Here is a 12419-nt window from a genome sequence, read left to right as displayed (position 1 = left end):
CGCGGACACGAGGAGGGCCGGTGCGGGTCGGGGACATCCGGGTGGACGCGGTGAGCGACGGGACCTTCGTCGCGCGGCCGGGCTATTTCGGGGCGGGGCCGGGCGAGCGTCCCGAGCTCTTCGACCGGGACGGCGCCGCGTGGCTGCCGATCGGCTGCTTCGTCGTCCGCACCGCCGACCGCGTCGTCCTGGTCGACGCCGGGCTCGGCCCCGAGGCCCAGGAGCTGCCCGGCGGGATGCTGCTGGCCGGCGGTCAGCTGCCGACCGGACTGCGGGCGCTCGGCGTGGCGCCGGACGAGGTGACCGACGTCGTCTGCACCCACCTGCACGCCGACCACGTCGGCTGGTTGTTCGACCTCGACGGCGCCCCGGTCTTCGCGCAGGCGACCGTCTGGTTCGGCGAGGGCGACCGGCAGCACTTCGTCGAGGGGCCCGGGGAGATGGCAGCCCACGTCCGCGCAGGCTTCCGCGCGCCGGCCGGCTCGCCGCGGCTGCGGCCCCTCGCCGCCGACGCCACGGTGACCCCCGGCGTGACGGCCGTGCTGACGCCCGGGCACACCCCGGGCTCCCTGTGCGTCGCCGTGGCCTCGGGCGGCGACCGGCTCCTGCTGCTCGGTGACACCGTCACCTGCCCGGTGCAGCACGCCGAGCCGGGCTGGCGGTCCTTCTCCGACGTCGACCCCGCGCTCGCCGCCCGCACCCGGCAGCGGCTGTGGCGGGAGCTGGCCGACGGGCGCACGACCGGCGTCGGCGCCCACTTCCCGCTGCTCGCGCCCGGACGGGTGACCGGGACGCCGGCCCCGCGCTGGCAGCAGCTCCCCTGACCGCCCCCGGACGGAAGGACGCCGACCATGACCGCCGCGCTCCCCTTCGCGGACGACTTCGACGGCCCGGACCTCGATCCCGGCGTCTGGGTGCCGCACTACCTGCCGCAGTGGAGCTCCCGGGCCGCGTCGGCCGCGGCGTACGAGGTCAGCGGCTCCTGCCTGCGCCTGTACCTCCCCGAGGACCACCCCCTCTGGTGCCCCGACGACCATCCGCCGCTGCGGGTGTCGGGCGTCCAGTCCGGCGTCTTCTCCGGTCCGCCGGGCAGCACCGTGGGTCAGCAGCCGGTCCGGCCGGGCGCCGTCGTCCGCGAGGAGCAGCCGGCGCACTGGGGCTGGACGCCGCGGTACGGCCGCCTGGAGATGCGGGCGCGGGCGACGCTGACCCCGCGGTCGATGGCCGCGTGGTGGCTGGTGGGCCTGGAGGACCGGCCCGAGCGGTGCGCCGAGTTGTGCGTGATGGAGGTCTTCGGCGACGCCCTGGACCGGGCGCCGGGCGCGCCGAGCGCCGCGGTCGGCATGGGCACCCACCCGTTCCGCGACCCGCGGATGGTCGAGGACTTCGCCGCACCGCGTCTGGACCTCGACGTCGCCGAGTTCCACACGTACGCCGTCGACTGGCGGCCCGACCGCGCGGACCTGCTCGTGGACGGCGACGTCGTCCGCACCGTGCACCGGACGCCGGACTACCCGATGCAGACGATGCTCGCGGTCTTCGACTTCCCCGACCGGGCGGAGCCCGGCGAGCCCTACGCCGTGCCGGAGCTCGTCGTCGACCGGATCGGCGGCGAGCCCCTCGGCTGAGCTCCGGCGCTCAGTCGAACAGCGGCCGGACGTTCTCCGTCCACACGTCGGCGCCGACCCGCAGGATCAGCGCGGAGACGACGACGAGGAACGCGATCCGGATGAAGCGGCTGCCCCGGGCCGTTGCCGTCCGGGAGCCCAGATAGCCGCCGAGCACGTTGGCCGCCCCCATCAGCAGCCCGAGACCCCAGAGGACCGCCCCGGCCGGCACGAAGACCAGCAGCGCCCCCAGGTTGGTCGCGACGTTGACGATCTTGGCCTTGGCGCTGGCGTTGAGGAAGTCGTAGCCCAGCAGCGAGACCATCGCGAACACCAGGAACGACCCCGTGCCCGGCCCGAGGATGCCGTCGTAGAAGCCGATGGCCGCGCCGATCCCCACCGCGGTGCCGTGGTGACGGCGGCCGCTGTACCGCAGCGCCGTCTCCTCGCCCAGCGCCGGCCGCAGCAGCGTGAAGGCGCCGATGCCGATCAGCGCCACCACGATGACCGGCTTGAACACCGCGGCCGGCAGCAGGGCGGCCACCGACGCCCCGGCGGCGCTGCTGACCAGGGCGACCGCGGCCATGGGCAGCGCGGTGCGCAGATCGGGATGCACCCGGCGGGCGTAGGTGACCGCGCTGGTCGTGGTGCCGAAGACCGAGGAGAGCTTGTTGGTGGCCAGCGCCTCCACCGGGCTCAGGCCGGGCACCAGCAGGAGCGCCGGAAGCTGCAGCAGCCCACCCCCACCGACCACGGCGTCGATCCAGCCGGCGGCCAGCGCGGCCAGCAGCAGCAGGACCAATGTCGAGGTGGCGAGGTCGCCGGGGAGCAGCGCGGCGGGCAGCGCGTCCGTCATCCCCCGCCCCTCACACGACATGTCACGGCCCCGGCGCGGGGGTTTGGACGACCACGCCGGGGCCGGTGCCGGGGGGCTACCCCGCTCACCGCCGCCGAACACCCCGGCGCGCGTAACGTGGAGGTGTCGATCCTCCTCGCGCGCCGCCTCGACGTGGCGCCGGATCCGACGATCGAGCAACTCGCCGGTCCGGCGGAGTCAGGGCGTCCCCATGGCCCAGAGCACGTTCCCCTCGTCCTACGTCGTCCCGCAGGCCGCGACGCCGTCGACGACGCCCACCGAGGACGACGGCACCTGCGCCGCCTGTCCCCACCCGCTGTCCGCGCACGACAGGATCGGGCTGCGGTTCTGCTCCGCGACCACCGCCGGCACGAGCGACCGCGGCTGCGTCTGCCGGCTCTGAGGCGGGGGCGCGCCGCGCCTGCGGGGGCCCGGGGCGCCGAACGGGCTGGACGCGGGGCCTAGGCTGGTCGCGCACGGGCATGGACCGGGTCGTTCCGGTGTTGAGCCCGTGGAGGTCCGCGCACCGATGCGCGTCGATCTCCACGCATCGTGCACCCGACTTCCCCGCCGCTAAGGACCCTGCCTGCCCGTGAGTTCTCCCCAGTCCGACACCGCCCGTCGCCGGGACCGTTCCGATCGCGAGTCGCAGACCCGCGACTCCGCCCGCACCGCGGCGCGCGAGGAGCGGCTGGCCCAGCAGAGCTGGGTGGAGGGCGCGGCGCCCACGCTGCCGGTCCGCACCACCCGGCCCGAAGAGGTCGTCTTCCACCTCGGCCCCACCAACTCCGGCAAGACCTACGAGTCGCTGCAGGCCCTGGGCGCGAACGGCCGGGGCGTCTACGCCGCGCCGCTGCGCCAGCTGGCGCACGAGGCCTACGCGAAGCTCTCCGCGGCCCTCCCGGCGGGCATGGTCGGCCTCTCCACCGGTGAGGAGGAGATCGACCCGCTCGCGCCGATCGTCTGTTGCACGGTCGAGAAGGCACCGATGCGCGGCGACCTGCTCGTCCTCGACGAGTCGCACTGGGTCGCCGACCCCGACCGCGGCCACCACTGGGCCCGCCTGCTGCTCACCGGCGAGTACCGCGAGATGCACCTCATCTCCGCCGCCGAGGCCTACCTGCTGCTCAAGCCCCTGGTGTCCGACGCCGAGCACGTGACGGTCGTCAACCACAAGCGGCTGTCCCGCCTCGACGTGCTGCGCGCGCCCGTGCGTCCCGAGACGGTCCGCCCGCAGACGCTGGTCGTGGCCTTCTCCCGCAAGAACGTCTACGCCGTGGCCGCCGCCCTCAACGAGCACCGGCCGGGCCGGGTCGGCGTCCTCTACGGCGCGCTGCCGCCCGCCACCCGCCGCGAGGTCATCGAGCAGTTCACCGCCGGCGAGTTCGACGTCCTGGTCACCACCGACGTCATCGGCCACGGCATCAACGTGCCGGCCACCACGGTGCTGTTCGCCGAGACCACCAAGTTCGACGGCGAGCGGGTCCGCCCGCTGCGCTCGTGGGAGACCGCCCAGATCGCCGGGCGCGCCGGCCGCTACGGCCTCACCGGGCACGGGCAGGTGGGCGTGCTCACCGGCGTGACCGGGCTGCGCCCCGACCCGGCGCTGCTGGCCACTGGTGCCGCCGTCGCCCGCGGGGACGCGATGAGCGACCTGCCCAAGCGGGCCCCCCGGCTGCGGCCGGAGCTCGAGGACCTCGGCGCCTTCGAGGCCGTCGACCTGCCCGAGGCCCTCACCCGCTGGATGGCATGGGCGCGGGCGGCCACCCGCGACGAGGCGATGACCGCCGACGACGTCGGCACCATGGTGATGCGCGTGCAGGCGCTCCTCCCCCTGCTGCGCGGTCCCCTGGGTGCCGCAGGCGACCTGGACACGGTCTGGCGTCTGGTCCAGCTGGCGATCGACTACGACCCGCCGCGCCGCACCCGGTGGCTCACGCTGGCCCGCGCCGCCCTCGAGCACGCCGTCGGCCTGCCGGTGCTCCCGGAGACGGTGCTGCCCGACGTCCCCCGGGACGGTTCGGTCGAGGACTTCGAGCAGGCCGCCGCGGCCGCCCGCGACGCGCAGACGCTGCTGCGCCGCTTCCCCGGCGTCGCGGGGCTCACCAGCGACGACGCGGCGTGGGTCGAGGAGGAGTGCGCGGAGAGCATCTCGGTGCTGCTGCCGGGCGCGATCTCGACGGTCCGCACGGCCACGTGCACCGTCTGCGGCACCGCCGTCTCGCCCCGCTTCACCACCTGCCGCCCGTGCAGCGCCCCGGCCGGCCGCGGGGGGAACGACGCCGACCGCCGTCCCACCGCGGGGGGCCGCCGGACGGCCGGCCGCGCCACCGGCCGCGCGCCGGGCGGCCGCCAGGGCGGACCCCGAGGGCGCTCGCGCCGCGGATGACCGCTCGCGCCCCGGCTCCATAGGACGCCGGGGCGCGTCCCGGCACCGACCGGCGCCCGTGGCCGCCGCACACGACGAGGGCCGGCCCGACCGCGAGAGCGGTCGGACCGGCCCTCGTCGGTCGTCCGGGGAGGTGCGGATCAGTCGTAGTTCACGTGCACGTGATCGAAGTGGTTGGCCGTGGCGCTGCCGCGGTCGGCCATGGTCGACCAGGAGCCGCCCGGCGACTGCAGGATGCGCTGGCGGTAGATGAGGTACTCGACGCCGAGCTCGTCCCAGTGCGCGATGTGGTACTGGACGATGGCGTTCCCCAGCGACTGGTCGGACAGCACCATGTAGTCCAGGGCCTTGCCCGACGGGTGGCCGCCCGGATCCGCCGCGCTGGGCCGGGTGCCGCCCAGGGTGATCGAGCCGGCGCCGGCCACGTTGCTGACGACGGCGTTCGCGGCGGCCTGCACGCTGGAGGCGATCGGTCCGGCGCTGTTGCTGATCCGGGCCACGGCGCTGACCGCCGTTCCCCCGGAGGCCGGGGCGGGGGCCGCCGGCGACGAGGACCCGCCGGCGGGCCGTGCGGGCGGCGCGGCGGCGGCCTCCGCCTCGGCCCGGGCTACCGCCGCGGCGGCGGCGGCCTCGGCCTCTGCCTGGGCGGCGGCGGCTGCCGCGGCGGCGGCCTCGGCTGCGGCGCGCTGCTGGTCGAGGACGGCCTGGTCGGCGGCGGCCTGGACCTGCTGCGCCTCGACCGCGGCCGCGTCCCGGCTGCCCCGGCTGGCCGCCAGGTCCGAGAGGGCCTGCAGGTCGGGCTCGACGGCGGTCGGGGCGCTCTGCGCGCTCAGGCCCAGGGCCTGGGCGACGCTGACGGACTCGGCGACGTCGGCCTCGGCCTGCGCGGCCGGGTCGACGCCGATGACGAGGTTCACCAGCACGGCGCCGGCCGCGGCGACGCCGAGGTAGACGCCGGGCCGCCGGCGCAGGGCCGGTGCCCGCCGGCGGGGAGCGCGGCCGGGAGCCGCGGACGAGCGGCGGGACGCCCGCGTGGCGCCGGCGTCCGTCGAGGTCGGCGTCGCGACGGTGAGGGGTGCGGTCTCCGCGCCGGCGCCGGTGCCGGCGCGGTCGCGGGGCGAGGTGGTGGTGCGGTGCTGCATGGGTGGGGGTGCTCCAGGGATACGGGTGCAGCAGCGGCTGCAGAGCAGGGGCAGCGAGGAGCGGGCGGAGCCGGGCTCCCGGGGCACGCCGGGGGAAGCGGCGGGAAGCCGCGCGAGCGCAGGTGCTCGACGGAGGGTGCCCAGGAGCGGCGTCGGCTGCCGACGGCCGCGGTTCCTCAGCTGCGGGGGCGCGTCCGGATCGCGGAGGACCGGGTCCAGCGGGGTCGTGCGGGGGTGCACAAGCGCGCCATCCGGCGGCACTCCGTTTCTTCCGTGAGCCGCCTACCGAGTTAGCTGACGGGTTCGGGCGGGAAGCAGCCCTACACGCCCGGACGGATCTCCGGACGCCGATTCACCCCAGTACTGCGGTGGGTCCCCGGCTCGCCCCGGGGGGCGACTCGGCGGCGTCCACCCGGGCTCCCCGGACGGGGACGTGATGACCGGACGGACGCGGCCACGCTAACCGCGTTATCGAGTCGTGACAATCCGACCGGTGTCGTTCCGTCGCTTTCTGCGGCGCGTCCCGGTCCGGCGCCGGCGACCCGCGCGCCGCCGGCGGCGACCGGAAGGCGCGGCGACCTGCTCGTCCGCCGATGAGCGGCCCGGGGGCTCCCGACACGCGGCGCGCCTGGTCCGGACACCGTGCCGTTGATCACATGTGGTGCCCGCGCGACCCCGGGGGCCGCCCGCGGCGCCGCTCGTGCGGGTGACCGCGGACGGCTGCGGCGCCCGCCGCGCGGGGTCACAACGGGTGACAAGCGGGCCACTGCCGTCAACCGGCCGCGCGGCGGTCGGTAAGTTGCCGACCCAGCGGGCCGCAGCGCGCACGTCGGGTGGCGCGGTGAAGAGATGCTCCGCGAAGGAGAGGGTGAGTCGTGGCAGCCATTGACGCCGTGCTCGACGCAGCAGGGGTGAAGAACAGTCGCGTCCGCGACTTCGTCCGGCAGTGGGCAGAGCACACCGGCGCCGCCCGGGTCGAGGTGGTCAACGCCTCCGACGACGCCCGGCTGATCGCGGAGGCGGTGGAGGCCGGCGAGCTCTTGCCCGCGGGCGAGGGCCGCTACTACTCCCGTAGTCACCCGAAGGACACCGCGCGCTCCGAGGAGCGCACCGTCGTCGCGACGAACAACGAGTCCGACAAGGGTGTCTACAACAACTGGAAGCCGGCGTCGGAGATGCGTCCGATGCTGACCGAGCGCATGAAGGGCGCCTCGGCCGGCAAGACGATGTACGTCGTCCCGTACGTGATGGCGCCGCCCGGCTCCCCGCTGCAGCCCTACGCCACCGGCGTGGAGCTCACCGACACGCGCACCGTCGTGCTGCACATGATCCGCATGGCGCGGGTCGGCGTGGAGCACGTCAACGAGCTCGCCGACCCGGACTACTTCGTCCGCGGCGTGCACGTCACCGGCGACCTGGACAACCTGGGCCAGGGCACCCCCGACGACCAGCGCTACTTCGTCACCATCGCCGACGAGCGCACGATCCTGCACTACGGCTCCTCCTACGGCGGCAACGCGCTGCTGGGCAAGATCGCCCACGGCCTGCGCCAGGCGACCTACGACGGCTGGGCCTCGGGCAAGTTCCTCGCCGAGCAGTTCCTGCTCCTCGGCATCACCGACAAGCAGACCGGCCGCACGTACCACGTCTGCGGTGGCATGCCGAGCGCGTCGGGCAAGACGAACCTCGCCATGATCCTGTCCCCCGACGCCCTCGGTGACCGCTACCAGGTGCACTTCTACGGCGACGACATCGCCTGGCTGTGGGTGGACCCCGAGGACGGCCGCGTCTACGCGATCAACCCCGAGTTCGGTGCCTTCGGCGTCGCCAAGGACACCAACGAGGCCACCAACCCCACGGCGGTCGAGGCGATCGCCGAGGGCACCGGGACGATCTTCACCAACGTCGCCTACAACGAGCAGACGCAGGACGTCTGGTGGGAGGGCAGGACCAAGACCCCGCCCGCCGACGCCACCGGCTGGCGCGACTGGAAGGGCGAGCTGATCTCGGAGCGGTCCGAGGCGGAGAAGGACGCGCCCTGGGCCCACCCGAACAGCCGGTTCACCACGACGCTGGCCAACATCCCGAACATCGCGCCGGACTACACGAACCCGAAGGGCGTGCCGGTCGACGCGATCATCTTCGGCGGGCGCACCCGCGACCGCGAGCCGCTGATCCGCGCGATCACCGACCTCGCCGAGGGCGTCTACGACGGCCTCACCCTGGGCGCGGAGGCGACCTTCGCCGCCGAGGGCACCGAGGGCGTCCTGCGCTACGACCCGATGTCGATGCGGCCGTTCATGGCCTACTCCGAGGGCGCGTACGCCGCGCACTGGCTGAAGATCATCGGTGCCGCGAAGGACCAGCCGATCTTCGCCCACGTGAACTGGTTCCAGCGGGGCGAGGACGGCCGCTTCCTGTGGCCGGGGTACCGGGACAACCTCCGCCCGCTGCTGTGGCTCATGCAGCTGCGCAACGGAGAGGTCACCGGCCGGCAGACCCCCGTCGGCATCGTGCCGACCAAGGAGGAGCTGCAGCTCGAGGGCATGGACGATCTCCGCGCCGACGACCTGGAGACGATCCTGTCGATCGACACCCACCGCTGGCGGCAGGAGATGGGCCACCGCGAGGAGCACCTGAAGCTCTTCCCGGGCATGCCCGAGGAGATCTGGGAGGCGCACCGCCGCGTCGCCGCCGGCCTGGAGGCCGAGCAGGGGAAGTGACCCCTCCGCACTGAACGACCCGGGACCCCCGCAGCCATCCGGCTGCGGGGGTCCCGCCGTTCCGGGCGCCCTCAGCCCGCGTCGGCCCAGGAGCGGACGACGGCCACGTCGAGCGGGAAGTCGACGCCGAACGTGCCGAACAGCAACCGGCCGGCGACGCCCGCGGACCGGTGCACCTCCTCGACCACGGCCCCGGCCAGCTCCTCCGGGGTGTCGACCACGACCTCGTCGTGCAGGAAGAACACCAGGTGCGGCCGCTGCTCCAGCGGTCCCTCCCCCAGCCGCCACAACCGGTTGCGCAGGTCCGCCAGCCAGCACAGCGCCCACTCCGCACCCGTGCCCTGGACGACGAAGTTGCGGGTGAACCGGCCCCACGCGCGACGGTCGCGGTCCCGGTCCGCCCGCGGGCCCGTCTCCTCCGGCGCCTCGCCGAGGTCGAGCGGGCGCTGGGCCCACGCGCCGGTCGGCGGCGGCGACCCGCGGCCCAGCAGGGTGGACACCACCTCCCCCCGCTCCCCCGCCCGCGCCGCCTCCTCGACGAGGCTGATGGCGCGCGGATAGCGGCGGGCCAGCCGCGGCAGCATCCGGCCGCTCTCCCCGCGGGTGCCGCCGTACATGGCGCCGAGGATGCCGAGCTTGGCCTCGGCCCGGGTCGCGACCGCGCCGCCGGCGACCATCCCCTCGTACAGGTCGGCGGCGCGGGCGGCCTCGGCCATCGCCGTGTCCCCGCTCATGCCGGCCAGCACCCGGGGTTCCAGCTGGGCGACGTCGGCCACCACCAGCCGCCGGCCCTCGTCGGCCACGGCCGCCGGGCGCACCAGCGTGGGCACCGAGAGCGCGCCGCCGCCGGAGGAGGCCCAGCGGCCGGTGACGACGCCACCCGGCAGGAAGGTGGGGCGGAAGCGCCCGTCGCGGGCCCAGGTGTCCAGCCAGGCCCAGCCGTTGGCCGACAGCAGCCGCGCCAGCCGCTTGTACTCCAGCAGCGGGGGGACGGCGGGGTGGTCTATCCGCTCCAGCGTCCACGAGCGGGTGTCGGCCACCGCCAGCCCCGCGGCCTGCAGCGCGCGCAGCACCTCGGCCGGCGAGTCCGGATTGAGGTCGGGCGCGGCCAGCTCGGCCCGCACCTCCCCCGCGAGCCGCTCCAGCTCCCGCGGCCGCAGCCCCGGCGCCGGCCGTGGGCCCAGCAGTTCGGTGAGCAGCCGCTCGTGGACGTCGGCCCGCCACGGCAGCCCGGTCGCGGTCATCTCGGCGGCGGCCAGGGCGCCGGAGGACTCGGCGGCCAGGAGCAGCGCCAGCCGGCCCCGCTGCGGCGAGGCCGCCACCGCGGCGCGCTGCCGGTCCTCCTCCGCGCCCGGGTCGAGGGCGTCGGCGGGGTCGGTCAGCGGGAACAGGGCCGCGTCGCCCGGCTCGGCCGGCGCCAGCGCGTCCCAGCCCGGGGTGTCGGGACCGGTCAGCAACGCCCGGTCGAGGAACGGCGACCGGCGCAGGACGGCGTGGCCCAGCCGCAGGTCGGTGCAGCGCTCGACCCGCACCCCGGACGCCAGCAGCGCCGGGTACCAGCGGGTGGTGTCGTCCCACACCCAGCGGACGCCGGCGCGCTCGCGCTCCGCGACGTAGCCGGCGAGCTCGCCCGGCCCGAGCCGGGCGACCCCGGCAGGAGCGCCGTCGTCGGTCCGGTCCCGGGCCTCGACGTGCCCGCCCTCCAGCCGCCGGAGCAGGACGCGGTGCACGGTCGCAGTCTCGCCGACCCCACCGACACCGGCGGCGACGGCCCGTCCACCCCTGGTGCGCGGGCCGGACACGATCCGGCTAAATGCTGCGCCGGACGGCCTGACCCCGAGGCGCGCGGGGGTAGCGTCGACGGCGAACCCGAAGGGGGCTCCCATCACGAATCACCGTGGACTCTGCGCCGACGCCCAGCTGGGGTGCCCCTGCCGGGGCGACTCCGCCAGGCACCAGGAGCGCGCCCAGCAGATCGCCGACGCCCGCGCCCGCGAGGGCGAGCCCGCCGAGTGCCCCGAGTGCTCCGGCCCGACCACCCCGCTGGCGCTCGCCACCTGGGGCAACTGCCGGGTCTGCCGCACCGCCCACACGCGCCTGACGCACCCGCTCCGCTGGTGACGAGCACCTCCCCGGCGATGTCTGTGGGGCCCGGGCATCGACCTGCGGCGCTCCATCGCCTACAGTGGGTGTCGGTCGCTGTTGTACCTCTGCTTCGTTCTCGGACGTCCGCAGTCGTCTCTGCCTGACGTTCCACTCGGTCCTGCGGGTCGGTGCGGCGACCCCGGCCCGGTGCCATACCGGTCCGGACACCTCCCAGCACGGAATGAGAACAGCATGGCCACCGGCACAGTGAAGTGGTTCAACGCGGAGAAGGGCTTCGGCTTCATCGCCCAGGACGGCGGCGGCGCCGACGTCTTCTGCCACTACTCCGCCATCAGCGGCAGCGGCTACAAGTCCCTCGACGAGGGCCAGCAGGTCGAGTTCGACGTCACGCAGGGCCAGAAGGGCCCGCAGGCGGAGAACGTTCGCGCCGTCTGATCTCAGACGTACGGAAGGGCCACGGCGCACTGCGCCGTGGCCCTTCTCGCGTTCCCGGCCCCGGCGTCCGCGCGTGCGGACCCCTGCCCGGTGCGCGCGCAGGCACCTGGGGTTCCTCGCAGGCGCCCCGTGCCCTGCGTCTCCCCGTACGCAGAGCACCGGGGCCCGGACCCTCGGGTCCGGCGACCCCCGCAGGAAGCCGGGTCTCAGCCCCGCAGCAGCGACCGCACGCCGGCGAGGCCGCGGGAAGCGCCGTCGGCCACGAGGCGGACCGCGCAGACACCCAGCCGGGTGCCCAGGTGCAGCAGGTCGCCCCACTCGGCGGGGCGGGGAGCGACGGGCGACGCCGCGGCGACCGGGCCCTCGATGGGCGGCGCGGCCGGGACCTCGACGGGCGGCGCGGCCGGGACCGGGGTCGCGACCTCGACCGGAACATCCTCGACCCGCGTCTCGACCGGCGGTTCCGTCGGGATCTCCAGGGGCGACAGGAGCAGGTCGATCGCCGACCGCCGTCGCGGCGCGCGCAGCGACTCGAACGAGGGAATCGGCGGCGCGACCGGCCCGCCGTCCTCGGTCGGGCCGGACTCCCGCTCCACCACGTGGCTCCCCTCGTCGTCCCCCGCGGGACGGCTCGATGTCGGTGGTCGACCCTAACCCCGGCCCCGGGGCGCCCGTTCCCGGCCCCTAGGGTCGGTGCGTGGAGGTCTGGTTCAACCCCTCGTGCTCCAAGTGCCGCATCGCCCGGTCGCAGCTGGACGAGGCCGGCGTCGACTACACGCTGCGGCGCTACCTCGACGAGCCGCCGACCGAGGCCGAGCTGCGGGCCGCCCTCGCCGCGCTCGGGCTGCAGCCGTGGGACATCACGCGGATGTCCGAGCCACTGGCCAAGGAGCTGGGCCTGAAGGACGCGCCGCGCGACGCCGACGCCTGGATCCGGGTGCTCGCCGAGAACCCCCGGCTGATCCAGCGCCCGATCGTGCTGGGCGACGACGGCCGCGCCTGGGTGGCCCGCGACGACCGGACCCGCACCGAGGTCGTGGCCGCCGCCCGCAGCTGACCGGTCCCTCCCGCGAGGCCGAGATCGGCGATCTCGGCGGTATCAGCGGCGGGCAGCGTCGAGATCGCCGATCTCGACGCGGGCCGACCCCTCGCCGGCCCCTC

At 75.5% G+C, this 12419-nt stretch carries 11 protein-coding genes and 1 riboswitch; of the genes, 7 read left to right on the top strand and 4 right to left on the bottom strand.

The features are described 5' to 3' along the window. The first annotated feature begins 20 nt into the window (after window positions 1-20). Together BMY88_RS02610 and BMY88_RS02605 are read left to right on the top strand one after the other, a co-directional pair. Entirely contained in the window at window positions 21-824 is an 804-nt protein-coding gene (locus BMY88_RS02610; protein ID WP_091939744.1) for an MBL fold metallo-hydrolase, read from the top strand. A gap of 27 nt (window positions 825-851) precedes the next feature. Further along, the gene (locus tag BMY88_RS02605; protein ID WP_091939742.1) at window positions 852-1628 is read left to right on the top strand and encodes a glycoside hydrolase family 16 protein; all 777 of its coding nucleotides are present in this window, start codon (window positions 852-854) and stop codon (window positions 1626-1628) included. 10 nt (window positions 1629-1638) lie between these two features. Here BMY88_RS02605 and BMY88_RS02600 read toward each other — a convergent pair whose 3' ends face one another. Next, entirely contained in the window at window positions 1639-2463 is an 825-nt protein-coding gene (locus BMY88_RS02600) for a sulfite exporter TauE/SafE family protein (protein ID WP_091939740.1), read from the bottom strand. A 211-nt stretch (window positions 2464-2674) separates the two neighbouring features. Between BMY88_RS02600 and BMY88_RS02595 the strand changes: the two genes are divergently transcribed. Continuing rightward, window positions 2675-2866, top strand: coding sequence for an RGCVC family protein (locus tag BMY88_RS02595; RefSeq protein ID WP_091939738.1), 192 nt, complete (start codon window positions 2675-2677; stop codon window positions 2864-2866). A 189-nt stretch (window positions 2867-3055) separates the two neighbouring features. Next, window positions 3056-4852, top strand: coding sequence for a helicase-related protein (locus tag BMY88_RS02590; protein ID WP_091939736.1), 1797 nt, complete (start codon window positions 3056-3058; stop codon window positions 4850-4852). Window positions 4853-4992: 140 nt separating this feature from the next. Here the strand turns inward: BMY88_RS02590 and BMY88_RS02585 are convergent, their stop codons facing one another. Then, window positions 4993-5994: a VldE C-terminal domain-containing protein gene (locus BMY88_RS02585; RefSeq protein ID WP_244524417.1), complete on the bottom strand. Its 1002-nt coding sequence runs from the start codon at window positions 5992-5994 to the stop codon at window positions 4993-4995. A 264-nt stretch (window positions 5995-6258) separates the two neighbouring features. Then, window positions 6259-6408, bottom strand: a riboswitch (cyclic di-AMP (ydaO/yuaA leader). A gap of 461 nt (window positions 6409-6869) precedes the next feature. Between BMY88_RS02585 and BMY88_RS02580 the strand changes: the two genes are divergently transcribed. Further along, window positions 6870-8717, top strand: a complete 1848-nt coding sequence (locus BMY88_RS02580; protein WP_091939734.1) for a phosphoenolpyruvate carboxykinase (GTP) — start codon at window positions 6870-6872, stop codon at window positions 8715-8717. A gap of 71 nt (window positions 8718-8788) precedes the next feature. On the opposite strand, the gene BMY88_RS02575 is transcribed toward BMY88_RS02580, so the two are convergent. Continuing rightward, complete coding sequence (locus tag BMY88_RS02575) at window positions 8789-10447, bottom strand: bifunctional 3'-5' exonuclease/DNA polymerase (RefSeq protein WP_170860917.1); 1659 nt, start codon at window positions 10445-10447, stop codon at window positions 8789-8791. A 607-nt stretch (window positions 10448-11054) separates the two neighbouring features. On the opposite strand from BMY88_RS02575, the gene BMY88_RS02565 reads away from it, so the two are divergent. Next, window positions 11055-11258 carry a cold-shock protein gene (locus BMY88_RS02565; RefSeq protein ID WP_029432994.1) on the top strand — a complete coding sequence of 68 codons (204 nt, stop codon included), beginning with the start codon at window positions 11055-11057 and terminating at the stop codon, window positions 11256-11258. 206 nt (window positions 11259-11464) lie between these two features. Here the strand turns inward: BMY88_RS02565 and BMY88_RS02560 are convergent, their stop codons facing one another. Further along, on the bottom strand, window positions 11465-11857 hold the full coding sequence (locus BMY88_RS02560) for a hypothetical protein (protein WP_091939728.1): 393 nt from the start codon (window positions 11855-11857) through the stop codon (window positions 11465-11467). Window positions 11858-11955: 98 nt separating this feature from the next. On the opposite strand from BMY88_RS02560, the gene BMY88_RS02555 reads away from it, so the two are divergent. Next, window positions 11956-12315 carry an ArsC/Spx/MgsR family protein gene (locus tag BMY88_RS02555; RefSeq protein ID WP_091939726.1) on the top strand — a complete coding sequence of 120 codons (360 nt, stop codon included), beginning with the start codon at window positions 11956-11958 and terminating at the stop codon, window positions 12313-12315. The last annotated feature ends 104 nt before the right edge of the window (window positions 12316-12419 follow it).

The sequence above is a fragment of the Trujillonella endophytica genome (genome assembly GCF_900110555.1).
GTDB classification, from domain to species: Bacteria; Actinomycetota; Actinomycetes; order Mycobacteriales; family Geodermatophilaceae; genus Trujillonella; species Trujillonella endophytica.
Note: the sequence above shows the minus strand (reverse complement) of the source record. Positions and strands in the feature narration are given on the sequence as shown.